Raw genomic sequence first — 26383 nt, 5'->3', positions numbered from 1 at the left:
TCCTGGCCTACAATCTGACCCGGGTTATGAACATCGTTGGGACCAAGCCGTTGATGGCCGCGATCGTGGCCTGACGCTAAACGGTGCGGCTTTCTCCCGGCTTCCCCGAATGGAGTTTTTACACGACCAAGACCCGAAGCAGACTTCGCGACGGCTCCAAGAAAAATTGCGACTCTCGATGAACAGACTACTTTGAGATATCTTCGTTCTGCAAATCCCGCAGCAAGAGAGACTCATGACAGGCGATGCAGCACAGGGCGATCGGGGCGGGGGCGTGCCGGCTGGACCACGGAAATACTATACCCTCAATATCGACTTCAAGATCGCCAGTCTGACCCCAATGCGAAACTGGGTGAACCAGAATGAACAAATGAAGGGCTATCATCCGGACGCAAGAGAACCCTTCTGCGGATTGCAATTCTCCGAACCGCCGCGGATCAAATTTGACCGAAAAGGCAGGCGCGGCGCGTTGCCGGATGCAGACACCAGCGGGCTCTCCGCGACCTGGCTGGTCTCGGATCGCCTGAAGGGGCTGCTGGAGCAGATTGATCCGGAAGCTTTTGTCTTTCAGCGGGCGGAGGTGGACTACAGCAACTTTTCCGAGCCCGGCCCGGGCTACTGGTTCTGCTACTTCATGCGGGAGCTTGACTGTGTAGATGAAGAGCATTCGGTCATTCGCTATTTCGACCATGTTCCGGGCATCAAGGCCTATGACGCGCTGCTCGACATCAAGATGCGGCCGGAAGTGGTGGGTTCGGCCCATGCGTTCCGGCTAAAACACGACCACAGCAGATCGATCGTCGATGATGTCATCGTCGCAGCCGTGAAGGTCGAGAAAATCCGGGGCTTCGAGTTCAAGCCGATTCAGCGGGGCCAAGGGCTAGCTAAGTGAGAGTCAGCTTCTGGCCGATTTTGTTGCAAAAGTCGGTTGAGACAAGTCACGAAGAGTGATTCCGTTGTGCTGACGCGAATCTCGGTGAGGTCGATCCATGATGGGCCGTCTGAAGAGTGACCAAGGTCAACTGTTCTACGAGTTTCATCTTGGCAACGTCGTTCCTGAAGATCATCTGGTGCGGAAGATCGATGCTGCTCTCGATCTGTCCTGGCTTCGCGGTGAACTAGCATCTCACTATTCGTCGATGGGGCGCCCGTCGATTGATCCGGAACTGATGATCCGGATGCTGGTCGTGGGATATGTCTTTGCGATCCGCTCGGAACGGCTGATCTGCCGTGAAGTGCAGGTGAACCTCGCCTATCGCTGGTTCTGCAAGCTCGGTATCGAGGACGCTGTCCCGGATCATTCGGCGTTCTCGCGCGCCCGCAACGAGCGCTTCCGCGATGGAGATGTTCTCCGCCGCGTGTTCGAACGGATTGTCGAGGCATGCATTGCCGCCGGTCTGGTTGGTGGCGAAGGATTTGCAGTCGACGCGAGCCTGATCGCGGCTGACGCGAACAAGCAGCGCTCGATCGCCGGTCAGGACTGGCGGAGGGATCGCGATCCGGCCAGGTCTAGCCGCGCGGTGAAGGAGTATTTGGCAACCCTCGACGATCCGGCGTGGGGCGCCGCCAGCGATGTCGTCCCGAAGTTTGTCTCGCCATCCGATCCGGCAGCGCAGTGGACCGGCGCTCACAAAGGGCCGGCATTCTTCGCGTACTCCGACAACTATCTCATCAACGTGAAGTTCGGCGTCATCGTTGATGTCGAGGCCTCCCGCGCCATTCGCCAGGCCGAGGTCGGTGCAGCAAAGACCATGATCGAACGAACCGAGGAGCGCTTCGGTCTCAAGCCAGAGCGACTTGTCGGGGATACCGCTTACGGAGCGGCTCCGATGCTGAACTGGCTGGTCGAGGAGAAGGGCATCGCGCCGCATATCCCTGTGTTCGATAAGTCGAAGCGGGATGATGGCACCTTCTCGCGGAGCGACTTTCGATATGATCCGACCGGGGACATTTACCACTGCCCGGGTGGTAAGCGGCTTGGGACGAGCGGTACCGTGCACGAGGGCAAGACCCTTCTGTATCGTGCAAGCAAGCTCGACTGCGATGTATGCCCGCTCAAACCGCAGTGCTGCCCAAAGGAACCATCCCGAGACGTTGCCCGGTCGTTCGCTGGCACCGAGGGCTTCGAGCTCTCTCGGCGTCAGCGCAAGAAGATCGAGATGAGGTTCGCACACTTGAAGCGCATCCTGAAGCTTGGTCGGCTCCGATTGCGCGGACCGCAAGGTGCTCAGGATGAGTTTGTTCCAGCCGCCATCGCCCAGAATCTGAGGCGGTTTGCATCGCTGGTCGCACGACCGCCACCGGCTCAGGCTCTGCGCATCGCGTAGCGTAGCGTCGAAGTTGCGTAAAATGCGTCAGGGCCAGCGCTTCAGAGCGCGGCTCAACGAAAGGCCCAACGGCTAAATCCATTGCAGCCGACTTTTGCAACAAAATCGGCCCGTAGCTGACTTGCCGTCCGCAGCCGGTCGAGGGCCGCTTGTGACCCCACGGCGGACATCACGGCGGCAGCAGGCTGCACCATCCACAGTTCGAGTGGTGGATACAAGTTGACGAAAATCTAGTTGAGATAAGAAGCTCGAATATCGGGTGTACTTTCGGCCAATCGACAATCGGATACACTTCTTGATCAGCTGCATTCCGCCTTTCGACGTTAAAGTGCTTTTCAGTTCGGAGAGCTCGCCCCCGTTAATGAGCGCTGCCATGGATGCGCCATTACGGGAGCGCGGACTCGCGTCGTGGCGCGGGCCAGCAACAAGCTTAAGAGAGCGGCCACAACGAACGGAGTCATTGGCAGGCAGATCAGGATGCCCATGGGCCGGGCGACCAGTGGCAAGATGAAGCCTACGCCCAGGGCAAGGCGTTCCCAAGAGCGGAAGCCTTCGTGACCCTCTGAGCCGGCGCGCAGCAGCACAGCTAGCGGAACGGCCAGCACCGTCAGGTCGTAGTCCAACAAGAACGGCGTGGTTAGCAGGGTGGCGCAGACAAAAGCCGCTCCCAGTAGGGTCGCCTCCGCTTGGCGAATTCGCCACAAGATAGCGACTGCGCCGATCGCGGCGGCGGCTTGCAGGAACCAAGCGAGCATAAGTGGCGCGCCTATCAGCCGGGCACCAGCGAAGACGCTTTGCATCTTGGCGTAGCCTATGAGGTCCTGCTCCAAGGTCTGGCCGGCGATCGACGAGGTGGCTATGAACTGGCTCCATGCCGCCGAGCCGAACGCCAGCCAAGACAAGGCGCTCAGACCGATGGCGGTGGTAGCGGCAGCGGCCAAGCCGCGCCCGTTGCGGGTAAGGATCAGGAAGACTGGGGCTAGTACCGCTAGGTGCGGCTTGATGATTAGCGCCCCAATCAGCACACCGCTAAGCCACGGATGCCTGCGGTTGCACGAAATTGCGCCGCCGAGTAGAGCCGCAGTGAGGAAGCCGTTTTGACCGTGGCCGGCGTTCACGAGCACAGCAGGGAAGGCTAGGATCGGCAGCAAACCAAAGCTCGGTCCCAACCAGGCTCTGGCCATCGCGGTATAAGCCGCACCGGTGACAATCAGCCACAGCAGCAGTGCGATCGGATAGTCCAGCATAGCAAGAGGAAGACATGCCAGCAGAAACGGTGGCGGATAGAAGAAGGCAGCATAGCCGGCTTGGGTGCCGAACCGGGCGACTTGAGCCGCGCCGTGCGCGTCCATCCGCCAAGCCGCGTCTGGCCTCTGCTCCAGGGCAAGCTGCGAGGCAGTCCAGAAACTTGCGAAGTCGGTGCCCAACGCCTTGCCGGACGGGTCCAATCCTCGGTGCGACAAGCTCACATAGGCCGCCGCGACGAAGGCGGAAATGACCGCTAGAATTACCAAGTAGGCATGAGCGCGTCGAGCGTTAAGCCAGTCGGCATCCCTTAATGCGTGAGCAAGATTTGACATGCCTGAGATAAGCTAAGATACCTTAAAGGCGAGTTTCTGCTAGATACCGACCGATGAGAGGCGTTTTTCGGCGCGACTTCCGCTTTTGCCTAAGCCGAAGAGCGGTTCAGTCTTCGTAATGTCCGCTCGGTGCTAAACCGGCCTCCGAGCTGCGCTTGCTTTGCGAGCCGCCTTGACCACCCTCAGACCTTCGGCCGCCGAGCCCGAGTTCGCCTTTGAAACCGACCCTAGCGTGACCAGAGTCACAGACCGGCCACTTGCCTTCCGGCAGCCTGCGAATCTGCTCATATTGTGATTTGGGGCTCCAAGTGGGCACGCTTCGGTTTTTGATTTTATTGGTTTTTGCGATTTCGCTAGGCCCCGCTCCGGCGCAGGCCGAGCGGCGCGTTGCGCTGGTCATCGGCAACTCAGCTTACAAGAGCGTGCCGCGGTTGGCTACCCCGTGAACGACGCCACGCTTGTCGGGAGTATGTTCAAGAAGGCCGGCTTCGAAATTGTCGATACCAAACTCGATCTGAGCGTCGTCGACAGCCTTTGACCTATAGCAGTCTTACAGCGCCTAGTTCCCATTTCTGGCAATCCTTAAGAAGCCAAGCCCCACGATAAGGAACACCGGCACGACTGTGAAAAAGGTAGTTAGCGAGATGAGACTAGGATACGTGAAAAGTACGTGCAGAAAGCGACAATGATCAGCGCCGCAGCCGAGGTTACAACCAGCAATCCCTGCGTAATGCCATTCATTGCTTGTATGCGACGCCTTTTGACCGTTAGCCGTTGTTCAGCATGCCGCTCTCGCCTTCATCAACACGAAGAGGTGGGAGCCTGCGGCGATTACCGAGAAAATGACTATTCCCAACTGAACGCCGTGCACGCGCTGCGCGCGTATGTCGAAGGCAACCAAATAAACAGCCGAACAGCCGCCATGAAGGCGACCATTCCGCACATCATGATCCATTTTGAGGCGTACCACGTCGGCTCTCCGTTACGATCCCACTGCATTGCAACGCGTTCGCGCTCGATGCGTGATGCAAAGTAGAGGTTGAGCGTGACGACTAGCGCGAGAGCCAGACCAAAAACGTAATCTGCGGATAACATAGTTGCGCTTCCCCAAAACAAGCTTAGCGCGGAGACGAAATCGCAATCTATGCTTGTTTTCGTGGATGTGCTCGCGTCCCCTTTCGGTATGGTTGCCAGCAGGTTGACCCGTCACTTGAGGTCCGGTTGTGGCCCTTGGCGGACGTGTGAAACGAACTTGAACGAGGAACGCTATGGACGCGCGCGCCATTTACCGCAGTTGCACAATGCGGCTCCTGTTGAGGCTAAGGGGGGCACAACGATGGACAGCATAGCGTCTCAGAGCCCAATGGATTTGACACGTCGGGCAAAACACTGGCAGAATAGCATCATTGAAGATCACCCCGCGCGGAGCAATCTGCCGCGGGCTTTTTATTTGCGGAGACTCGTCATTTAACAAACTGATTTCCAATGACCAAATTTAGGAGGAGGACTGAGCTGCATCTTCCCGTCGCTCAGCACGTGGCCAGTGAAGGTTTCAAGGCACCAACGCTGGGCGATATCGAAACCCTGGCACGCGCCAAAACCGAAGCCGCACTCAACGTGCTTGCTGCCATCATGTTTAGAGAGACAGCGAATGCTTTCGCGCGGGTGGCCGCCGCAAACGCTATTCTCGATCGTGGGTGGGGCAAGCCGGTGCAGCCCTTGGCTACGGACGCACGGCCGCGCGAATTGCTGCAACGGATCGAACGCATCATCGTACATCCGGATCATCCATCGATTGTCAACAATGAGACCAGCGGGCTTCGTAAGCCTCGCATCGTCTTGTCTTCAAGCGAGGAATTGCAATGAAAACACGTTCGACATCGATTCCAGTGGAGCCTGAAAATATGCATCCCCAGCAAGAGAACGCGGCTCTGATCGAGTTACCTCAATGGATGCGCGATGCGCTATCCCATCAGCCAGCCCCCACGCCACCACAGCAAGCCGGCACGTCGATGAGCCCGCGCACGGTGAACGCGCGAATATTCGAATGTTGAGCCGCGTTTCTTCGTGCCCGACCTGAAACTAGTCTGAAGCCGCCCCGAACCACCTCGTCATCGCGTCCGCAAGTCCGCGTTGGCTCTCGTCTCCCACCCACGCCACATGCCCGTCGGGCCGCACAAGCACGGTTCTGGGCGCAGCGACATGTCCGATGGATGGAAGCTGCCACGGGCCCTCGCACTCGGCGTCGATGCGATCGAGGCGATCTGCCCAGGGCGCGGTGTCGAAGCCGCCTGTTTTGCCGAAATCGAGCAGCAAGCCGCGCGCGCCGTGCAGCAAGGCGAAGAGCCTCAGCGGCCGGCCGTCGACCATCAAATCGAGATCGGGCATGCGGCGTCCGAGCAGCGCGTGTCCTTGGCCGAGATCATATTGCACGTCAAGCCCGCTCATCATCGCGCCAAAACGCTGGCGCGGCGCGTCCATCGCGAGCAGTTCGGCGACGATTTCGCGCGCGGCCTTGAGGCCGTCCTCGTTGCGGCGGAGCAGGGCGATCTGCGCCAAGGTGTTGCGCAAGGTCCACGCGGCGACGGGATGGCGCTCGGCATGGTAGGTGTCGAGCAGGCTGTCGGGCGACAGGCCCTTGACCACTTGCGCGAGCTTCCAGCCGAGATTGACGGCGTCCTGCACGCCGATGTTGAGGCCTTGTCCGCCCACGGAGTGATGGATATGCGCGGCATCGCCGGCGAGCAGCACGCGTCCCTTGCGATAAGACTCGGCCTGCCGTGCCGCATCGGTGAAGCGGGAGATCCAGGACGGGTTGTGGAGACCGAAGTCGGTGCCGTACGCCGCGACGAGGGCTTCGCTGAGATCGCGCGCGCCGGGCGGGCCGGTGCGATCGAGCGTCGCTTCCGTCACGACCACCAGCACGCGCCCGCTCTCGGTCTTGCTGAGGCCGTGAAAGCCGAGCGCGTCGTGGCGCAGGCCCCATGCGGGCTCGCCTCGCATCTCGACTTCGGCCATGAGGTTGCTCAGCGTCGGACCTGTGCCTGCGAAGTCGATGCCGGCGGCCTTGCGCACCAGGCTGCGGCCGCCGTCACAGCCGACCAGATAATTCGCGCGCAAGGTCTCGCCGCCGGACAGCGTCACGTCGATGCCGGTTTCGTCCTGCGCAAAGCCGGTCACGTCGCGGTTTCGATAGATCGGCACCGCGAGCTCGCTGACCCAGTCGGCCAGGATGCGCTCGATGTGGCTCTGCCGCAGGGCGAGCCCGTAAGCGTGCCGGGTAGGGAGGTCGCTGATGTCGAGCCTGGTCCAGGCGAAGCCTGCGAGCTGGGTGATCTGTCCTTCGCGCAGGAAACGATCCGCGACGCCGCGTTGATCGAGGATCTCGATGCTGCGCGCGTGCAGGCCGCCGGCGCGCGTGCCTGTTAGCTCCTGGTCGGCGCGCCGCTCGACCACGGCGACGTCGACATGCGCAAGCGCGAGCTCCGCGGCCAGCATCAACCCGGTCGGGCCACCGCCGGCGATCACCACCGCGTGGTCATGTGCGTGGCGAGCGCCGGCCCGTGTGGTGTGGCCCTGCGGCCGGGACGTCGGAAGCAATATGGGCATGTGATGATCCCTCGAGTCCGGATGGTGTTCGGGTCGAGGGTTCTACGGCAGGGGCAGGGGCTTGAAGCAAGCCCGTCGCACACCATATATCTGAGTGGGGAGAGGGAAATCCTGTGTCCGCGTTCGCCGCGTTGACACGTCGGACGAAACATCGGCATAAGCCATCATCGAAAAGAGCTTGGTTCAACCCGCGCGGACGCGATCCGACGCGGGTTTTGTTTTGGGTTTTGGCTTTCCGACGTTTGGGCTTGCGACCTTCAGCAGATGCCGGTGGTCCGCTGCATGGTGCTGGCCAGTTCCTCGAACGAGAACGGCTTTCTGATCATGGGAAGGCCGTCGCGCCGGGGTTCGCGCCCCGACAATTGCAGGATCTTTAGTTCCGGGCGGTCCCGCCTGGCCAGCTCGGCGAGTTCATGACCGTCCATGCCGGGCATGTTGATGTCGGTGATGAGGATGGAGATGTTCTGGTTCTGCGCGAGCCTGTCGAGCGCATCCGGGCCGCTGTTGGCGCTGATGACTTCGCAACCGAGATCTTCCAGCATGTGCACGAGGACGTCCAGCACGCTGGGATCGTCGTCAACTACCAGTATAGTATGGCTCATCGCAGCAATCTTCCTCCTGAAGGAATAAACGCGCGCGCCTCGAGATAAGTTCCGGCACGTCGTGGTCGAATAAGAGATGTTCGACATGTCGCGCAAAGCACCGCAGAACAATGACATCGAGATGCGCGCCGCCCGTGGAGCGGCCTAATCGTCCTTCGACAGGTCGTCGGGCCTGGTGGGAAGGTCGATGGTGCCACCCTCGCCGTGCACGAGATTGCGGTCCTTGTCCTCGATGTCGCCGGCGTCTTCATCGACGGGCTCTTGCGTGTCGCGCTCCTTGCCGATTCGCGGTTTTCGTCCTGCAAGATTTCGCGATGCTTTTTGTGAGTTCGTCTTGAACGTCATCTGCCGGCCTCCTGATCGCCCAACGCGGCTTGAGCGAATTCGTTCGTTTGACACGTCGAGCAAAACACCGGCATAATGCCATCATCGAGACAGTTTGGTTCACCCGCGCGGAACGCATCCGCCGCGGGTTTTTTCGTCTCGATCGAGATCGGACGGCGGCGGCGCATTGCGGCGACGCACGCGTCAAACCTGGAGCGCCGATCGGCGCGCCGTCTTCCGTACCATTGCTGGCCGCGCACGCGCGAACGTGCCGGCCCGCGGCGCTGGACCAGTGCTCGCGCCGCTACAGCCTCCGGAGCCAATCTGGTTGTCTCCTTTTATTTCGCCAAGCGCGGCTTCGAGAATGTTGCGAGGATCATGAAAGCGGTGAAGATGGCAGATGACGAAATCAGGGCGATCGTTGCCGAGAGGCTGGCCGAGCAACACAGGCTTCAGCAGGCGAATATCGACGCGATTGTATTGAGGACAGTGGCATCGGTGCTGGCATCTTTCGGAATCGACGATGGCGATCGAAGGGAGCTAAGGGCGGATTTTCAGCACCTGCGCCGATGGCGAACGAGCGTGGAGCAGGCGCAGAGCTACACGCTCAAGGCCGTGATTACCATGATCGCCACCGGCCTGATGGGTGTGGTTGGGCTAAGCGTCAAGGTCTTGCTCGGCAAGTGAACCTTAGCCGCGACGACATTGCTGCGATCCACTCACGTCGTCCTTCGCCAATGGACCGTCTCATGCACAATTCGTAATGTCGATGCATCCGATGACGACATCGCCGACACATTGGCCGACCTGCATCAGTTGACGTTCTTCGATGCGGCTGCCTTGCCACAATTCGAGTTAGGAGCGTGGTGGCTTGCCTATCACGGCGACGAGGCGGTAGCCTTCGCCGGTGTCGTGCCGTCAACGCACATTCGAAATGGCGGCTATTTCTCCAGGGTCGGTGTGTTGCAGCGGCACCGGGGACGTGACCTCCAGTGCAGGCTGATGCGGGTGATCGAGGCGAGGGGACGGCGTATTGGATGGGAGAGCATCGTCTCGGATACGACGGACAATCCGGTGTCTGCCAATAATTTCATCCGGGCGGGCTATCGGCTCTTTGAACCCCCTGTGCCCTGGGCATGGGCGCATACGCTTTACTGGCGAAAGCGGCTTCGCTGAGCGAATGAGTCAGGTTTCCCGTGGTGCGGAACGCGATTCCCGCAACGGAAAATCGTTCGCGCGAGATGAAGCGCAGAACGGAACGTCCAAGGGCCCGGCAGCTTGACGGCTGCCGGGCGCTTTTGCGTATTGAAGCGATGCGGGCGAAGCACTTGCGAAGTCGGCGGTGCCGGGCTTTAAGTTTGCTCCTGCGGGAAATTCGGCAACCATAAGCCGATCTAAGGGAGCGCCGTCGATGCCCACCAAACCTCAATTGCCGGAACGCTCGTCGCGGGCGACGGGCGCGCCTACCGCGCTCGATGGGCTCCTGGTCGTCGATTTCACGCGTGTGGTTGCTGGCCCGGCCTGTACGCAGACGCTTGCTGATTTCGGCGCGCACGTCATCAAGATCGAGAATCCAGACGGGGGCGACGACACGCGTGCGTATGAACACGCCGAGATCGGTGGAGAGAGTGCTGCCTATCTGAGCCTCAATCGCAACAAGCGTGGCATCGCGCTCGACCTTACCGTGCCGGAGGCTCGTGAGATCGCGTTGGATTTGATTCGCAAGGCCGACGTGGTCGTCGAGAACTTTTCCAGCGGGGTCATGAAGAAATTTGGCCTCGACTATGAAACTGTTGCGCCGCTCAATCCGCGGCTGGTCTATTGCTCGATCTCCGCCTATGGGCGCACCGGACCGTTTGCCTCGCGTCCCGGCTTTGATCCGATCACGCAGGCGGAAAGCGGCTTCATGTCGCTCAACGGATTTGCCGATGGCCCGGCGGTTCGCACCGGCCCGCCGATCGTGGACATGGCGACGGGGATGTCTGCCTGCAACGCCATCCTGATGGCGCTGTTGGCGCGGGATCGGCTCGGTCGCGGTCAGCATGTCGAGGTCGCCCTGTTCGACGTCGCGATGGGCATGACCGGCTTCTATGGCATGGCCTATCTGATCAACGGCGAAAATCCCGGCCGGTTTGGTAATTCGCCGAGTGGCTCTCCTACCGTCGGCGTGTACGAGGCCTCCGATGGGCCACTTTACATGGCCTGCGCGAACGACCGGCTCTATCGCCGGCTGGTGGTCGAGGTGCTGAACCGGCCGGATCTGATCACTGATCCGCAATTTGCCTCGCGCAAGGCCCGATCCGAGAACAAGGAGCTTTTGCGGGCAGCCATTGCGGAGGTCTTCGCAAGCGATACTCTCGAGAACTGGATGACCAAGATGAAGCTGGCCAATATCCCGGTCGGCTATCTCCGGACGGTGGAGGAGGGGTTCAATGCACCGGAGGCGCGAGCGCGCCATCGCTTGAACCGGATTCCACATCGTACGGCAGAGTGGGTCCCGAACATCGAGCCGCCGATTGCCATGAGCTTGACCGGCCCGATTGATCCTGTGGCTGCTCCGTTGCTGGGCGAGCATACGGAGCAGGTTTTGCGTGACACGCTCGGTTACGACGAGCGCCGGATCTTGGAGTTCAACCAAAAGGGGGCTTTTGGATCGGGCAAGCCATCGGAGCCGGTTTAAACCCAAGTGGTCGCTCCCTTGGGACGTGCAAATCCCGCCCTAGCGCTGCATCCGCTTGATTTGGCGATGCTCCAGCCGCATAAATGCATGAAAGCGAGGGATACGAATGGCGCCTGGTCATGAGCCGAGCGTGGGCCGGCCCGCGGGGGCGCAATCCGATGAACCTGCCCATGCGGCAATGGTCGCGAAGGCCCGCGAGCTCGTCCCTCGGCTGCGAGAGCGGGCGGCGCGGACCGAGGAGTTGCGGCATCTGCCGCCGGAAACCGAGAAGGATCTGCACGACGCGGGCCTGTTCCGAATACTTCAGCCCAAGCGCATTGGCGGTGCAGAACTCGATTATGTCGCCTTGATCGATTGCGCGGACCTGCTCGGACAAGCGGACGCGTCGGTGGCGTGGAATCTCGCCAATCTGGCGAGCCATCACTGGATGCTCGGCATGTTCGAGCCGACGGCGCAGGATCTGGTCTGGAGCCGTGATCCGGACGCGCTGATCGCGTCCTCGTTCATTTTTCCCGCCGGACGTGCCACGAGAGTCGACGGCGGATACCGGCTCCATGGCAGCTGGCCGTTCTCCTCGGGCGTTGCCTCCTGTGCGTGGAACATGCTTGCAAGCGTGGTCTACTCCGACGATGAGGCAGACGGCATCGAGTATCGGATATTTCTGATGCCGAAAGCCGACTACAACGTCCTCGACACCTGGAATGTCGCGGGGCTGCGCGGGACAGGGTCTTGCGACGTGGAGGTCAGGGACGCTTTCGTGCCCGAGGACATGACGATCGCAGTCGGCGATCTTGACGGCGGTCCGACGCCGGGAAGCAAGCTCAATCCTAACCCGCTGTATGCGCTCCCGGTGTTCTCGCTGTTTCCCTACGTCCTGTCCGGCGTCGCGCTGGGGAACGCGCAGGCGTGTCTCGACGATTATGCGGAGGTCGTCCGTCATCGCGTTTCCACCTACAACCACGCCAGGCTGAGCGACTTTCAAAGCACCCAGATCAAGATCGCCGAGGCCTCGGCGAAGATCGATGCTGCACGCCTGATCATGCGCTCGGCCTGTCTGAATGCCATGGAGGATGCAAGGCGGGGTCATATTCCCGATATGGCGACCAAGACCAGATATCGGCGCGACGGCGCTTTTTCAGTAAACTTCTGCACGGATGCGGTGTCGATGCTGTTTGCCGCGAGCGGAGCACGGGGACTGTTCACGACGGGCGCGTTGCAGCGGCAGTTCCGCGATGCGCACGCGATCAACTCGCATCTCGCGTTCAATTTCGATGCGGCCGGAACCAATTATGGACGCGTGGCGTTGGGCCTGCCGTCCGAGAATCTCACGCTGTGAGGCCGGCTGATGAATGATCTGCCGAAGCAGCCGGCCGTTCCCGATCCGGCCAACGAACTCGCGAGCGACAGCTCGCAGATCGATCCCCGTGATTTCCGCAGTGCGCTCGGCACCTACGCCACGGGGGTGACGATCATCACGGCCGCGGCTCCTGACGGCAGGCCCTATGGTCTGACGTGCAATTCGTTCGCCTCGGTCTCGCTGAATCCGCCGCTGGTTCTTTGGAGCCTCGTCGTCTATTCCTCGAGTCTAACTATTTTCCAGAACGCCAGTCATTTCACGGTCAACGTTCTTGGCGTTTCGCAACAGGCGCTTGCGAGCAAATTCGCCAAGTCGTCTGATGACAAGTTCACCGGCGTCGACTGGACGCCCGGCCTCGGCAACGCGCCGGTGCTAGCCGAGAGCGTTGCCAATTTTCAATGCCGCTCGGTCAATCGCTATTACGGCGGCGACCACGTGATCTTTCTCGGTGCGGTCGAGGCCTATACTTACAATGCGAAGGAGCCACTGCTCTTCGCGCGAGGCGCATTTGGCCGATTTCTCGCCGACGGCTAGCGTAAGTAGTCACTCTAACGCGCCTCAGTTCGCGCTCGACGGTTCAGCGAACCCTGCCGAAAGCTTGTAGATTTCGAGTGCATCCGCGTCCGCGCCTCGCGCGGCCTTGGCGAGGCTGAAAAGTTGTCCGGCGAGCGAGGCCATGGGCACCGGCGTCGACGTCGTCCGCGCGACATCGGCGACCGTATCGAGGTCCTTGAGCATCGTGGCAATGTGACCGAGCGGGGGTGAGTGAATGCCTTGGACCATCCGCGGCACGAACAGTTGGAGCGGAATTGAGTCTGCGAAGCCGCCGGCGAGTGCTTCGGGCAACCGGTTGGCGTCGATTCCGGCGTTCACGGCGAGGCGCGTTGCTTCCGCAAGAACAGCCATCGCGCATCCGACGATCACCTGGTTGCATAGCTTTGTCGTCTGGCCGGCGCCGGTCGGGCCCATGTGGGTGAACCTTCGTGCCATGGCCAGCACGTAGGGGCGGACCCGCTCGATGTCGCTGGCTTTTCCGCCGGCCATGATTGCAAGCGTGCCTTCCTCTGCGCCCTTGGTGCCACCTGACACCGGTGCATCGATCCAACCTGCACCGTTCGCAGCTGACAATCGCGTTGCAAGGTCGCGCGCGGCGTCAGGGTGGATCGACGAGAAGTCGACCACGAGCTTGCCCGCGCCGGGCGCTGTTGAGATGCTCGCGGGCCCGAAGATCACCTCTTCCACGGCGGCCGCATCCGTCACGCACATGAAGACGATGTCCGAGCTCTCCATCAAGTCACGTGGAATGGCCGCGCGCCTGGCACCCGCCTCGACGAGCGCGGCCATCTTCCCTTCCGAACGGTTCCAGACCGTGACCTGATGGCCGGCGTTGAGCAGGCGCCGGCTCATCGGTGTCCCCATCAGCCCAAGGCCGAGATAGCCGAGCCGCTCGACGCCCTGCGGGCTTGTCTTTCTCCCCTCAGCCATAGGTTGTCTCCATCTGTCGCTCCGCGACGCCGCGCGACGCTGCATTACCATACATGGCGTATCCCAAGACGAAACCGCCCGGCCTGCATGGCTTGCTTGATTGTTTGAACCATGAAACATTTGCCGCGGTCGGGTTGGATGGCGCCGGCGGCGCCTGGGCAGCGGAGTGGGCACGATGCGAACCGTTTCGAAGTGGATCCTGGCTTTGGGGGCGGCCGCGGCCGTGAGCGCGAGCTCAGGCTCGTCATGGGCGCAGCAGACAATTCGCGTCGGCTGGACGATTCCGGCCGAGGAATCCAAATACTGGATGATGCGCCGCCCGGCTGAGTTTCCCAATATCGGCAAGGCCTACAATATCGAATGGACCCAGTTTCAGGGCACCGCTCCGATGACGCAGGCATTGGCGGCAGGCGCGCTGGATTGCGCGACGCAGGCGCCGCTGTCGCTCGCCAACGGCGTGGTTGGCGGCAACCTCAAGGCCTACATCGTGGCGCAGCACGTCTTCGAGAAGGCCGGCGGTTTCTCGGTCTACTGGGCTGTCATGGACGACTCTCCGATCAAGACGATCGCCGATCTCAAAGGCAAGACAGTCGGAATTTCCGTGATCGGCGGCGGCACGCAAGGCCCGTTCAATCTGCTGCTGAAACAGAATGGCATCGATCCGGCCAAGGACATCAAGCTGGTCGAGGTCGGCTTTGCCGTCTCCGAAGATGCGTTGCGGCAGGGCCGCGTCGATGCGGTCAACATGAACCAGCCGTTTGCCGCGCGCGCGGAGGCAAAGGGCGGCACGCGCAAACTGTTCTCGCTGTCGCAGGCGATGCCGAACATCGTGCACATCCTGGAAGCCTGCCGTGCCGATTTCGTCGACAAGAACCCGGAATTGGTCAAGGCTTACGTGCGCGACATTACCTCTGGCATGAAGAAAGCGCTGGCGAACCGCGAAGAGACGTTAAAGGTCGTCAACGAAGTCCTGAAGGCACCTATTCCGGTTCTCGAGACCTATCTGCTCAAGGACAATGATTTCGGCCGCGATCCGGGCGCGGCGCCGAATTTCCCCGCGATCCAGAAGATGCTGGACATCTACGCGGAGACAGGAATGCTGCCAAAATTGGACGTCGCGCAGTTCAAGCATTCGACGATTGTCGCTCCGCTGCAATAGGCGATCGGGCAATAATCCGAACGAAGAGGTCGCGGCGTCCGGGATAATCTGGGACGTTGCATGAAGAAGATGCACGTATGAAGAAGTTGCGATCTCGGATCACGACGGACGGCCTGGACCGGGCTCCGCACCGCGCGTTCATGCGCGCCATGGGGCTCGACGACGCTGCGATTGCCAAGCCGATGGTCGGCGTCGTCAGCATGAAGGGCGAACAAACGCCTTGCAACATGACGCACGACTTTCAGGTCGCGGCAGCCAAGACGGGAATCGAGGAGGCCGGCGGCACGCCGCGCGAGTTTTCGACCGTCTCGGTTTCCGACGGTATCAGCATGAATCACGAGGGGATGAAGTTCTCCCTGTTTTCGCGGGAGCTGATTGCCGACTCGATCGAAGCCGTCGTCCATGGTCTCGCCTACGATGCATTGATCGGTTACGGCGGATGCGACAAGACGCTTCCCGGCGTGATGATGGGCATGGTCCGGTGCAACGTGCCGTCCATTTTCATCTATGGCGGCAGCGCGCTGCCCGGCCGCGTGGATGGGCGGACCCTTACCGTGCTCGACTCTTATGAGGCTGTGGGCAGCTTCATGACCGGAGAGATCGACGGCGCCACGCTCGAACGGATCGAGCGAGCCTGCCTGCCGACCATCGGCGCGTGCGCCGGCCAGTTCACCGCGAACACCATGGGGATGGTGTCTGAAGCGATGGGCCTCACCATTCCCAACGTGTCGATGGTGCCGGGCGTCTATGCCGAGCGCGCGCAGATATCCAGGCGGGCCGGGCGCCTCATCATGGAGATGCTGGAGCGCGGCGGGCCTTTGCCGCGCGACATCGTGACGCGGAAATCTCTGGAAAACGGCGCGGCCATCGTGGCTGCCACGGGCGGTTCGACCAATGCTGCGCTGCATCTGCCGGCAATCGCGAACGAGGCCGGGATCGCATTCACGATCGATGATGTCGGCGAAGTTTTTGCCAGAACGCCGCTGATCGGAAACCTGCGGCCTGGCGGCAAATATACGGCGAAGGATGTCTACGATATCGGCGGCGCCGCCGTGGTCATCCGGGAGCTGATCCAGAGCGGGCATATTGATGGCAGTTGCCTGTGCATCACGGGCCACACACTTGCCGAAGAATATGGCGCCGCCAACGCACCGGACGGGGAGGTCGTTTACGCCGCTCGCGCGCCAATCATGCCCGATGGCGGCGTGGCGGTGTTGAAGGGAAATCTCTGTCCTGATGGTGCGGTGATCAAGGTCGCGGGCTTGAAGAGTCAGTTGTTCGAAGGTGTGGCACGCGTCTTCGAAGACGAAGAGGCTTGTGTCGCAGCAGTTCGAGACCGCAGCTACAAGGCGGGCGAGGTGCTTGTGATCCGCAATGAAGGGCCGGTTGGCGGTCCAGGCATGCGCGAGATGCTCGGCGTCACCGCGCTGATCTATGGACAGGGCATGGGTGAGAAGGTGGCCCTGATCACGGATGGACGGTTCTCTGGCGCCACGCGCGGAATGTGCGTCGGCTATGTGTCTCCCGAGGCCTTCGTCGGCGGTCCACTGGCGCTGGTTCGCGATGGCGACAGGATCCGGATCGATGCCGCAAATCGGCGGATGGATATGCTGGTCGACGAGCAGGAACTCACTGCACGCCGACACGATTGGAAGCCGCGTCCGCCCCGTCACCGCGCAGGTGCTCTCGCCAAATATGCGCGCTTGGTTGGCCAGGCACCGGGCGGGGCCGTCACGCATGAGGGGCCCGCAGAATGGCCTTGGTTCGGATGACGCTGCGAACCTGCCGGAAACAGCCACAGGTCTGGCAAGTTTCTTGCTAAGCTCGCGTCGCTGACGGAGGATGTTCAGCGAGCCTGTTGCGCAGGGTTCGCGCGAATGAAGTGAGACGAGATGAAGGTAGTGCCTTCGAGATCGAGCGAATGGGTGAGACCGGTGACGCCGCAAAAACCGGCTTCTGCAATCATCGAGATCGAGGGCGTCTCGCAGGTATTTCAGACCTCGGCGCGCAAGGATCATGTGGCGCTATCGGACATCTCGCTGGCGATCGAGGAGGGAGCCTTCGTCTCCATCCTTGGTCCGTCCGGCTGCGGCAAGTCGACATTGCTTTACGTCGTCGGCGGTTTCGTCAGCCCGACCAGAGGCTCGGCGAAGATCAAGGGACGGACGATCACGGGGCCAGGGCCGGATCGCGGCCCGGTGTTCCAGGAATTCGCGTTGTTTCCGTGGAAGACCGTGCTGGGCAATGTGATGTATGGCCCGCGTCAGCAAGGCGTGCGGGCTCCTGAGGCGGAGGCACAGAGCCGCGCCTTGATCGAAATGGTCGGGCTGAAAGGCTATGAGAACTTCTACCCCAAGGAGCTGTCCGGCGGCATGAAGCAGCGCGTGGCGCTGGCTCGGACGCTGGCTTACCATCCTGAGGTTCTGTTGATGGACGAGCCGTTTGGCGCGCTCGATGCTCACACCCGGACGCGCCTGCAGAACGATTTGCTTAATATCTGGGAGCGTGATCGCAAGACGGTGCTGTTCGTCACACATTCGGTCGACGAAGCAGTGTTTCTGTCAGACAAGGTCGTGATGATGTCGAAGTCTCCCGGCCGCATCCGCGAGGTCATCGACATCGATCTGCCGCGGCCGCGCCGCCGCAGCGAGCTGCTGCTTGACCCTCGCTACCAGAAATACGTTGTCGATATCGAACGGATGTTCGACGAGACCGACCCTGTCGGGTCTCCCTCATGATATCGCTCGCCGCCTTCGCGAGACGTGCTGCCCCGGTGCTTGCCTGCGTCGGATTGCTCGCGATGTGGCAGGCGGCGTCCCTCGCGTTGAAGAATGACAGCTTTCCAACGGCGATCGAGGCGATCCGGGCGATTCCGGATATTCTCGGGGACAAGGAAGCGCTGATCAACATTCTGGCCTCGCTCCGCCGCATGACGATCGGGTTCGGGGTAGCGGTGCTGGTTTCGATTCCGCTCGGCCTGTTGATGGGCCGCAGCCGGGCCGTCGCGGCGTTATTCAATCCGCTCCTGATGGTGATCTATCCGGTGCCGAAGGCAGCCTTGATGCCGATCATCATGCTGTGGCTGGGGGTCGGAGACATCACGAAGACGCTGGTGATCTTCCTCGGCGTTAGCCTGCCTGTGATCTATCACAGCTTCGAGGGCGCCAAGGCGGTGGAAGAGAAGATGCTGTGGTCGGGCGCCGCGATGGGGCTTTCGCCTGCGCAACGGCTGGTCCGGATCGTGTTGCCGGCGGCGCTGCCGGAAATCTTGACCGGTTGCCGCACCGGGCTCGTGCTGGCGCTGATCACGATGATTACCAGCGAGATGATCGCCCGTCAGTCCGGCGCCGGCAACATCCTGTTCAACGCGCTCGACATGGGCCAATACGACACCGTCTTTGCGATGATCATCATCGTGGGGGCGATGGGAATCTGCCTGGATGCGATCTTCGAGCGGGTCCGCGCAAGGCTGGTGCGCTGGTCCGAACCGCAGTTCGACATGCCGCTGAGCTTCTCATGATCCCGCAGCTTCGCTCCACCAGCATCATCCTCGGGCTCGCGCCGATCGTGCTGGTCATCGCGCTGTGGCAGGGCCTCGTATCATTTGGCTTTGCGCCTGCGGTGTTGCTGCCGCCGCCTGGATACGTCTTCAGCCGGTTGCTTCAGCAACTCGTGACATGGACGTTCCAGCAGGAGATCGCGGCGACCCTGATCCGGCTGTTTGCCGGCTTCGCGATTGCGGTCGTGCTCGGTGTCAGCATCGGCATCGCCGCCGCCGCCAGTCCGGCTATCAACGCCGTGGTCCGGCCGATCGTTCGCGTGCTCGCACCCTTGCCCAAGGTCGCGCTCTATCCAGCATTGCTGCTGCTGCTCGGCTTCGGTCACGGGTCGAAGATCACGCTGGTGGCGGCGGACGCACTGTTTCCCATTCTTTTGTCTACCTATTACGGCGCGTCAACGGTGGAGCAGAAGCTGATCTGGTCGGCCATGGCGGCGGGAACGCCGCGCTATCAGATCCTGTTCAAGGTGGTGCTGCCGGCCGCGATGCCGTCGATCCTGACCGGTTGCCGGATCGGCCTTGTCATTTCCTGCATCGTGGTGTTTCTGGCGGAGATGATCACGTCGAGCGACGGGCTCGGACATGTCCTCGTCACGGCGGCCCGGACCTTTCAGGCCGTCGACATGTTCGTGCCGCTGATCACGATCTCGCTGCTCGGCTTGATCCTGAATGGCCTGCTGGGGGCGGTGCGCTCGTACCTGCTGCGGGGTTTCCCCGAAGCATGAACTGACGAAGAAGAAACCAGAAGACCGGGAGTAGACCATGCTGGCTGATCGCATTGAAGCAAAATGGATCGACGCATTTTGCGAGATTTTTGAGCGATGCGCCGTCAAGGCCGGCGATACCGCGGCGATCCTCTCGGAAACCCAGTCACGTGCGCTGAATGTTCATCTGGCGGAGCTCGCGCTGCTGCGGATGGGCGCGCGACCGTTTCACGTGGTCATGCCGACCCCGCGCAACCGGAATATCGTTCCGGTTCGCTCGACAGGGGCAAGCGAGGCGATCCAGCGTCTTGGCCCGGTGATCACCGCGCTTCAACAGGCCGGCTTTGTGGTGGATTGCACCATCGAGGGCCTGATGCATGCGGTGGAGACACCCGAGATACTCAAAGCCGGCGCGCGTATCCTGGTGATCTCCAACGAGCATCCCGAGGCGCTGGAGCGGATGGTGCCGGATCCGGCGCTCGAGAAGCGCGTTCGCGCGGCGGCGAAGATGCTGCGCGGGACCAAGCGGATGCGGGTGACGTCAAAGGCCGGCACCGCGCTCGACGTCGATATGGTCGGAGCGTCCACGGTCGGCGTGTGGGGGTGGACGGACAAGCCGGGTACGCTGGCGCATTGGCCCGGCGGCATCGTCGTCAGCTTCCCCAAGAGCGGAACGATCAATGGCACGCTGGTGATGGCGCCCGGCGACATCAACCTGACCTTCAAGCGTTACCTGACATCGCCGGTGAAGATGACACTGAAAGACGATTATGTCGTCGAGCTGGAAGGAGAGGGCACGGATGCCGCAATGATGCGTGCCTATCTTGCAGCTTGGGGCGATCGGGAAGCCTATGCGGTATCGCATGTCGGGTTCGGCATGAATCCGGCCGCGCGCTACGAGGCGCTGTCGATGTATGACCAGCGCGACACCAACGGCACGGAAATTCGTGCCGTTTCCGGCAACTTCCTGTTCTCGACGGGGGCCAACGAATTCGCCGGCCGCTACACGGCGGGCCATTTCGACCTGCCGATGATGGGGACGACGATCGAGCTCGACGATGTCGCGGTGGTGCGTGAAGGGGTGCTGCAGGACGTCTTCGGCTAGCCGCGATCAAGCACCGGTGGCCGCGCCAGGTCGAAGTGACGGAGCAGGTCGACCATCGCCTGAAGCCGCTTTGCCCGATAGGCGTCGATGTCGAGGCCGGAATAATCGAGAAAGCCTGCGCCTGTGCGCAGGCCGATCCGGCCTTCGTGCATATTGCGGGTAATGACGTCTGGCGCGCGATAGCGGTCGCTGCCAAGTGCGCCCTCGAGATACCGGCTCGCGTAGTACAAAATGTCGCCGCCACCCCAGTCGATGAATTCGAGCAGACCAAGCACGGCGTAGCGGAAGCCGAAGCCGTAGCGGATCGCCTTGTCGATCTCCTCGGCGCTGGCGACGCCTTCCTCGACCATGCGCGCGGCCTCGTTCATCGCCAGCGCCTGGATGCGCGGAACGATGAAGCCGGGTGTCGCCGCGCAGACCACCGGCACCTTGCCGATGCCTTCGAGCAGCGCCTTGACCTCGTCGATGACAGCGGGATCGGTGGCCTTACCAGGCGAAACCTCGACCAGTGGGATCAGATAGGCCGGATTGAGCCAGTGCACATTCAGGAAGCGGCGAGGATTCACGATCGCGCCTGAGAGATCGTCAACGAGAATGGTAGACGTCGTCGATGCGATGATGGTATTGGGGCCGACTTGTTTTGAGGCGGCCCCCAACACGTCCCGCTTGAGCTCAACGACTTCGGGGACCCCCTCGAAGACTATTCCCGCATCGGATAGTGCTGCCTCGCTCTGGCTGGCCGGCACCACCGAGACCCGTGCAATGAGCGGATCGACATCCGCCTCGATCAGTAGTCCCAGCTTCGACAGGCTGGCAAAGGTCTTCCTGACTTCGCCGAGCGCATCCGCCTCCAGCCTGGCGAAATCCTCCACTGAACGGGCCTTGATGTCGATCATCGTGACCGTATGTCCCGCGTAAGTAAACGCGACGGCGATGCCGCGCCCCATGCGGCCGGCTCCGAGACAAGCGATGGTGGCTCGGCTGGTCATCGGTCAAAATCCCCCGCGAAGAAGCGTCTGCAATTCGGCCTTGCCGAGATTGCCGAGCCCCAGCGTATCGAGTGTTCGGCCGCCTTGCGCAAAATCCTCGCCGCAGATTGCGCCCCCGATGGCCAGGAATGCTTTGGCCAGCGGCGTAGCCACGCCCGCCAAGCCGGCGACGGAGACCAGCAGCGATAGCCCAAGCCGCAAATCTTCTCTCATGTAGCGGTGCTCGGTCAGCACGATCCGCTCGCGCCAGTCACCGGAATCGGTCAGCCGGTCATGCGAGCCGCGGCCATACATCCAGATCTCGCCTTCTTTGGCATAATGATGGGCGAGCGGAAAATGCGGTGCGCCATATCCGAGCGCCTCACGCACGGCAATCCGTTCGGCGTCGAGCGCGTCGGTGACCCGGCGAATCGCGGCTTGCGTTCCTTCCTTGTGGATGTCCCACTTTTCGAAATGCTCGATCGGGCCTGCATTCATCACGATCAGCGGCGGATGGATAATCGGGCCTGCGTTCATCAGCGCACCGGAGAGAGCATCTCCGCACCGCTCGACCGCGCCGGGGAAAGCCTGTCCAATCACCTCAAGCGCTTGCGACGCATGGTCGAGCGGGAAAACGCCGATCGGCAGTCGCTTGGCGCGGATGGTGATCGCGACCTCGAACGGCCCGTGCTTGCGGGTCAGCCAGGGCAAGGTCCCGGTTTCGGCAAAGCTCGCCTTGGCGTGGTTGCCGGCATCCCGCGCGGCCTGGGCGAAGATCATCGATCCGAATGTCGCCGGCGGCAGAAATACGACCTGTCTATCCCGCAGGTGCGGAGCAAGCAGGCGCGCAATATCCGGCTGAGCGAAGGCGGGGGCAGGGCACAGGATCAGCTCGACGCCGTTGACGGCTTCGGCGATGTCGGTCGTGACCGACTCGAGCTTCACATCATGCTGGCTGCTATGATCCTTCACCAGGATACGCGAGCCGGCGGCGCGATGTGCCGCGACCTGATCCGCGTCGCGGCGCCAGAGCCGGACCTCATGTCCCGACAGCGCGAAATCGCCCGCGGCCGCGAAAGAGCCGTTCCCTCCACCCAAAACCGCAATCTTCAAGATGCTTCTCCTTGCGCGCGCGATTGCGCATCAAGCTGCTTCAGCAGGAAATGCTGGACCTTCCCCAGTGCCGTGCGCGGCAGGTCGGTGACGAAAACGATGTCGCGCGGAACCTTGTAGCGGGCGAGTTGGGCCTGAAGATGGACTTTCAACTCGTCTGCTTCCAGTCGACAGTCGGATCGCCGGATCACGTAGGCGATGGGCACCTCGTCCCAGCGTGGATCGGGCCGGCCAATCACGGCGCATTCGCTGACATCGGGATGTTCGAGCAGGACGCGTTCGACCTCCGCCGGATAGACGTTCTCGCCGCCGGAAATGATCATGTTCTTCTTGCGGTCACGCACCCAGAAATAGCCGTCCGCGTCGCACAGGCCGATATCGCCGGTACGATACCAGCCGTCATGCAGCGCATCGCGTGTGGCGTCCGCATTGCCCCAATATTCGAAGAACACGTTGGGGCCGCGCACCGCAATCTCCCCCGGCGCTCCCGCCGGCACCTCGTTGCCGGCCTGATCAATCACTTTCGCTTCGCAGCACAGGCCGGCAAGTCCGGTCGATCCCGCACGTGAGAGATCGCCACCAAGCCGGGTGTAGACTGCAATGGGGCATGTTTCCGTCGAGCCGTAGACCTGAAGCACCGGGACGCCGCGCGCGACGAAGCGGTCGATCAGATGCGGCGGCACGATGGTCGAGCCGGTCGCGACGGCTTTGAGTGACGAGAGGTCGGTCGTGGCCCAGGCGGGATGCTCACTTACGGCCTGGATGATCGCCGGCACCATCACGGTCAAGGTCGGCCGTTCCCGTTCGATGGCCGCAAGCGCGGTGTCCGGCGTGAAGCGTGCGTGAACCGTGACCATCGCGCCCAGCTGGAGCGCCGCCGTGGTCTGGATGTTGAGGCCACCGACGTGGAAGAACGGCAGCAGCGTCAGCACGTGGTCATCGGACGTCATGTTGTGCATGTGCTGGCTCATGACGCCGTTCCAGAACAGCGCCTCCTGGCGCAGCACCGCGCCCTTGGGCCGTCCGGTCGTTCCTGATGTGTAGACAATGAGGAGCGGACAGGAGAGATCAGTGTGCGGGTTGCGGCCGTTGCCCTCACTGCGAGCCAACAGGTCTTCGAACGTCGTGCCGCGGGGCGGCTCGAAATCGAGCCCGACAATTGCAGTCCCCTCAAGCTCGAGCTCGGCAAGAACCCCCTCAAATGCCTGCTCCAGGACCAGGACCTTGGCGCCGGCATCGGTGAGGATGAAAAGCTGCTCGGCGATCGCCAGCCGCCAGTTCAAGGGCACCAGCATTGCGCCGAGCCGCGCGCAGGCATAGAGCAGAACCAGATAGTCCGGCCGGTTCAGGCTGAGGATCGCAACGCGGTCGCCCCGGCCTACGCCGAGCTCCTGCTTCAATGTCGCCGCCGTCCGCTCGATGCGTGCAGCGAACGCTGCATAGCTCAACCGTTCGCCTTCGAAGGCAATGGCCGTCTTGTCTGGCGCGAACGCCGCGTTGCGATCGATCAGACTACAGAGGTCCACCGTCAGTCGTCCGTTTCGCCGGTCTCGTACAACGCCTCGCGCCCGATCCGGTCGAGGCAGAGCTCGGCCGTCCAGGGCAACATCAGCGAGCCGCAGCGGCTGTCGCGATAGATCCGCTCGAGCGGCAGCGAACGGAGCATGGCCTGACCGCCGCAGGTGCGGATCGCGAGCGCGGCGAGCTCATTGGCACCCTCCATCACCGAATATTGCGCGGCATAGGCGCGAAGCACCTGCTCCTTGCTCGGATTGGCGCGCGCCTCAGTGACCGCCTGGAACCAGATCGCCTTGATCTGCTCGAGCTTGATCTGCATCTGCGCGACCGCAATTTGCTTGGTCGGATACATCCTGCGCTTGACCGGCGGCATGCCCGGCACTTCGCCGCGCAGATAGCGCACGGTGAAGTCATAGGCGGCTTGAGCAAGGCCCATATAGGTCGGCGACAGCGTCAGGAACATGTGCGGCCAGCGCATCGCGGCCTGGAAATAGACGCCACGCGGCATCAGCGCCGAATCTGCCGGCACGAACACGTCCTTGAACAGCAGCGTGCGCGAGACCGTACCGCGCATGCCCAGCGGATCCCAGTCGCCGACGACCGAGACACCTTCCGATTTTGCAGGGATGGCGAGGTAAAGCGTATTGCGGCGTGAAGCCTTCTCGCCCTCCTCGATCTCGGTGCAGAGAACGCCGTAATAGTCGGCATGGCCGGAGAGTGATGCAAAGATCTTCTTGCCGTTGACGATCCAGCCGCCCTCGACCGGCCGTGCTTCCGTGCCGAAAGCGACGCCGCCTGCGGCTGCCGCACCGCCTTCCGAAAAGGGCTGCGAATAGATCGCGCCATCTTCGACGATGCGCTTGTAGTGGACTGCACGTCGCGCCTCGTGCTCGGCACGGGTCTCTGCATCCATGTCGAGATCGTCGGCGAGTGGGCCCGACCACAGCGTCGAGCAGACATGCATGTTCCAGGTGAGGGCGGTCGCGCCGCAATAGCGGCCGATTTCGGCTGCCGCGAGTGCGTAAGTTTGGTAATTCGCCCCGAGCCCGCCATGCTCCTTGGGGACGGCAATACCGAGCAAGCCGACGCGATGCAGGTCGCGATAATTCTCGGACGGGAAGATCGCCTCGCGATCGTAAGTCGCGGCGCGGCCAGCGAACACGCTCTGGCCGATCTCGCGCGCCCGAGTAATGATGCCGGCCTGCTCGTCGCTCAGTCGGAATGCAACGGGATCGAAGATCGGTGCATCCAGCGCGACCTTGTCGGTCGCGCCGATGGTCTTGCTGACTTGCAGGGTCATTGCGCGGTCATCCTACGTTTTGGTCGCGACGGAATTCAGGAACCGGCCGAGGGCCGCGTCGAAGGCATCGTGGCGTTCGAGGTTGGCAAGATGGCCGACACCGGCCAACTCGACGTATTCAGCCGAGGGAATGTAGGTCGCCGTCTTCGCCATCATCGGCGCTGGCGCGTTGTTGTCCTTGGAGCCGGACAGCAGCAGCGTCGGTATGGAAATGTCCTTGAGGGTGCTGCGTTGGTCGAAGCCAATCAGGGCCAGCATCATGGCGCGATAGCTCGCCTCGGGCACGCTTGCCATGCACTCGCGTGCAAGCTCCATTCCTCTGGGATCAGGATCGTCGCCCACGAGTTCCTTCACCAGAGAGGGCGCCAACGACTTCATCGTTTCGCCGCGATCGAGCGGCCCGAGTCGTGCGGCGATAAACGATTTCTGCCAATCGCCGTCGGCCTTGCCGAAGGCCGGGCTGGTCTGCGCCAGCACGACCGCACGCGCCAGTTTTGGGAATTGCACCAGCCATTTCTGGACGATCATGCCGCCGATGGAATGGCCGACCAGAATTGGCTTGCTCGTACCAAGCTGCTCGATGAATCGCTGAAGCGCATCCGCCAGGGCGTCGATGCTGACGCTGGCGAGCGGCGCCGATCCGCCGTAGCCCGGCATGTCCCATGCAATCGCGTGGAAGCGGTCGCCGAATGTCGCAAGCTGCTGCCGCCAGGCCCGTGCCGCACCGCCGATGCCATGCAGGAAAATCAGAGGTGTCCCGCCCGGATCGCCCGCGGCTTCATAGGCGAAGCGGCCGTCCTTTGTTATCATTGGCGCAGGCTGCGACACGCGACATCCTTTTGCTCGGCCCTTCGATGCTAACAGGCCTGTGAGGGATGGGAAGAGATAATTTTATACTTAAAGCAATTTTCGGGCCGGTCTTCGGCGCGCGGCCGTTCGCGGGGTCGCGTCGAGCTTTGTTTGCAAAAGTTTGAAGGTTAAAATATATCGAGA

General features: G+C 61.9%; 25 protein-coding genes and 1 pseudogene. 15 read left to right on the top strand and 11 right to left on the bottom strand.

The genetic code is table 11. The annotated features are described in order from the left end of the window. The first annotated feature begins 235 nt into the window (after positions 1–235). Both C7G41_RS31785 and C7G41_RS31780 read left to right on the top strand, forming a co-directional pair. Complete coding sequence (locus C7G41_RS31785) at positions 236–892, top strand: imm11 family protein (RefSeq protein ID WP_106946222.1); 657 nt, start codon at positions 236–238, stop codon at positions 890–892. 97 nt (positions 893–989) lie between these two features. Further along, positions 990–2327, top strand: a complete 1338-nt coding sequence (locus tag C7G41_RS31780; protein ID WP_106946221.1) for a transposase — start codon at positions 990–992, stop codon at positions 2325–2327. A 335-nt stretch (positions 2328–2662) separates the two neighbouring features. Here the strand turns inward: C7G41_RS31780 and C7G41_RS31775 are convergent, their stop codons facing one another. After that, a complete protein-coding gene (locus C7G41_RS31775; protein WP_106946220.1) occupies positions 2663–3907 on the bottom strand; it encodes a glycosyltransferase family 87 protein in 1245 nt (414 codons plus the stop codon). 308 nt (positions 3908–4215) lie between these two features. Here C7G41_RS31775 and C7G41_RS38460 point away from each other — a divergent pair. Continuing rightward, positions 4216–4427: pseudogene (locus tag C7G41_RS38460) on the top strand (caspase family protein); the annotation flags it as partial. A 326-nt stretch (positions 4428–4753) separates the two neighbouring features. On the opposite strand, the gene C7G41_RS31765 reads toward C7G41_RS38460, so the two are convergent. Next, a complete protein-coding gene (locus tag C7G41_RS31765; protein WP_106946219.1) occupies positions 4754–5002 on the bottom strand; it encodes a hypothetical protein in 249 nt (82 codons plus the stop codon). Positions 5003–5392: 390 nt separating this feature from the next. Between C7G41_RS31765 and C7G41_RS31760 the strand changes: the two genes are divergently transcribed. Beyond that, entirely contained in the window at positions 5393–5773 is a 381-nt protein-coding gene (locus C7G41_RS31760; RefSeq protein ID WP_106946218.1) for a hypothetical protein, read from the top strand. 216 nt (positions 5774–5989) lie between these two features. Here the strand turns inward: C7G41_RS31760 and C7G41_RS31755 are convergent, their stop codons facing one another. From C7G41_RS31755 to C7G41_RS31745, 3 genes are all read right to left on the bottom strand, one after another. Beyond that, entirely contained in the window at positions 5990–7516 is a 1527-nt protein-coding gene (locus C7G41_RS31755; protein ID WP_106946217.1) for an FAD-dependent monooxygenase, read from the bottom strand. 257 nt (positions 7517–7773) lie between these two features. Further along, positions 7774–8118 (bottom strand): response regulator, encoded by a 345-nt coding sequence (locus C7G41_RS31750; protein WP_106946216.1) that lies wholly within the window; start codon positions 8116–8118, stop codon positions 7774–7776. 144 nt (positions 8119–8262) lie between these two features. Then, the gene (locus C7G41_RS31745; protein WP_106946215.1) at positions 8263–8463 is read right to left on the bottom strand and encodes a hypothetical protein; all 201 of its coding nucleotides are present in this window, start codon (positions 8461–8463) and stop codon (positions 8263–8265) included. Between the two features lie 366 nt (positions 8464–8829). On the opposite strand from C7G41_RS31745, the gene C7G41_RS31740 reads away from it, so the two are divergent. The 5 genes from C7G41_RS31740 (at position 8830) to C7G41_RS31720 (ending at position 13013) form a co-directional block, all read left to right on the top strand. After that, a complete protein-coding gene (locus C7G41_RS31740; RefSeq protein ID WP_106946233.1) occupies positions 8830–9129 on the top strand; it encodes a hypothetical protein in 300 nt (99 codons plus the stop codon). A gap of 18 nt (positions 9130–9147) precedes the next feature. Continuing rightward, positions 9148–9618 (top strand): GNAT family N-acetyltransferase, encoded by a 471-nt coding sequence (locus C7G41_RS31735; RefSeq protein ID WP_245446817.1) that lies wholly within the window; start codon positions 9148–9150, stop codon positions 9616–9618. A 235-nt stretch (positions 9619–9853) separates the two neighbouring features. Continuing rightward, entirely contained in the window at positions 9854–11122 is a 1269-nt protein-coding gene (locus C7G41_RS31730) for a CaiB/BaiF CoA-transferase family protein (RefSeq protein WP_199198715.1), read from the top strand. A gap of 106 nt (positions 11123–11228) precedes the next feature. Then, on the top strand, positions 11229–12458 hold the full coding sequence (locus C7G41_RS31725; RefSeq protein WP_106946213.1) for an acyl-CoA dehydrogenase family protein: 1230 nt from the start codon (positions 11229–11231) through the stop codon (positions 12456–12458). Positions 12459–12467: 9 nt separating this feature from the next. Then, entirely contained in the window at positions 12468–13013 is a 546-nt protein-coding gene (locus C7G41_RS31720; protein WP_106946212.1) for a flavin reductase family protein, read from the top strand. Between the two features lie 24 nt (positions 13014–13037). Here the strand turns inward: C7G41_RS31720 and C7G41_RS31715 are convergent, their stop codons facing one another. Next, complete coding sequence (locus C7G41_RS31715) at positions 13038–13964, bottom strand: NAD(P)-dependent oxidoreductase (protein WP_199198714.1); 927 nt, start codon at positions 13962–13964, stop codon at positions 13038–13040. Positions 13965–14139: 175 nt separating this feature from the next. Here C7G41_RS31715 and C7G41_RS31710 point away from each other — a divergent pair, with 175 nt between their 5' ends. The 6 genes from C7G41_RS31710 to C7G41_RS31685 all read left to right on the top strand — a co-directional run bounded on the left by C7G41_RS31710 (position 14140) and on the right by C7G41_RS31685 (position 20491). Continuing rightward, the gene (locus C7G41_RS31710; RefSeq protein ID WP_106946210.1) at positions 14140–15123 is read left to right on the top strand and encodes an ABC transporter substrate-binding protein; all 984 of its coding nucleotides are present in this window, start codon (positions 14140–14142) and stop codon (positions 15121–15123) included. 77 nt (positions 15124–15200) lie between these two features. Further along, the gene (ilvD, locus tag C7G41_RS31705; protein ID WP_106946209.1) at positions 15201–16895 is read left to right on the top strand and encodes a dihydroxy-acid dehydratase; all 1695 of its coding nucleotides are present in this window, start codon (positions 15201–15203) and stop codon (positions 16893–16895) included. Between the two features lie 120 nt (positions 16896–17015). Next, positions 17016–17861, top strand: coding sequence for an ABC transporter ATP-binding protein (locus tag C7G41_RS31700; RefSeq protein WP_106946208.1), 846 nt, complete (start codon positions 17016–17018; stop codon positions 17859–17861). Beyond that, a complete protein-coding gene (locus C7G41_RS31695) occupies positions 17858–18643 on the top strand; it encodes an ABC transporter permease (RefSeq protein WP_106946207.1) in 786 nt (261 codons plus the stop codon). The genes C7G41_RS31700 and C7G41_RS31695 overlap by 4 nt, the downstream gene beginning before the upstream one ends. Further along, positions 18640–19407 (top strand): ABC transporter permease, encoded by a 768-nt coding sequence (locus C7G41_RS31690; protein ID WP_106946206.1) that lies wholly within the window; start codon positions 18640–18642, stop codon positions 19405–19407. The genes C7G41_RS31695 and C7G41_RS31690 overlap by 4 nt, the downstream gene beginning before the upstream one ends. 37 nt (positions 19408–19444) lie before the next feature. Continuing rightward, a complete protein-coding gene (locus C7G41_RS31685; RefSeq protein ID WP_106946205.1) occupies positions 19445–20491 on the top strand; it encodes a peptidase M29 in 1047 nt (348 codons plus the stop codon). On the opposite strand, the gene C7G41_RS31680 is transcribed toward C7G41_RS31685, so the two are convergent. From C7G41_RS31680 to C7G41_RS31660, 5 genes are read right to left on the bottom strand one after another with little or no spacing between them, the layout of a single operon-like run. Next, positions 20488–21480, bottom strand: a complete 993-nt coding sequence (locus C7G41_RS31680; RefSeq protein ID WP_106946204.1) for a 3-hydroxybutyryl-CoA dehydrogenase — start codon at positions 21478–21480, stop codon at positions 20488–20490. The genes C7G41_RS31685 and C7G41_RS31680 overlap by 4 nt on opposite strands. 3 nt (positions 21481–21483) lie before the next feature. Continuing rightward, a complete protein-coding gene (locus C7G41_RS31675) occupies positions 21484–22572 on the bottom strand; it encodes an NAD/NADP-dependent octopine/nopaline dehydrogenase family protein (RefSeq protein ID WP_106946203.1) in 1089 nt (362 codons plus the stop codon). Next, positions 22569–24098 (bottom strand): class I adenylate-forming enzyme family protein, encoded by a 1530-nt coding sequence (locus C7G41_RS31670; RefSeq protein WP_106946202.1) that lies wholly within the window; start codon positions 24096–24098, stop codon positions 22569–22571. Before C7G41_RS31670 ends, C7G41_RS31675 begins: the two co-directional genes overlap by 4 nt. A gap of 2 nt (positions 24099–24100) precedes the next feature. Then, positions 24101–25390: an acyl-CoA dehydrogenase family protein gene (locus tag C7G41_RS31665; protein WP_106946201.1), complete on the bottom strand. Its 1290-nt coding sequence runs from the start codon at positions 25388–25390 to the stop codon at positions 24101–24103. Positions 25391–25402: 12 nt separating this feature from the next. After that, complete coding sequence (locus tag C7G41_RS31660) at positions 25403–26200, bottom strand: alpha/beta fold hydrolase (RefSeq protein WP_245446816.1); 798 nt, start codon at positions 26198–26200, stop codon at positions 25403–25405. Positions 26201–26383: the final 183 nt, after the last annotated feature.

This window comes from Bradyrhizobium sp. MOS002 (genome assembly GCF_003020115.1).
GTDB lineage: Bacteria > Pseudomonadota > Alphaproteobacteria > Rhizobiales > Xanthobacteraceae > Bradyrhizobium.
Note: the sequence above shows the minus strand (reverse complement) of the source record. Positions and strands in the feature narration are given on the sequence as shown.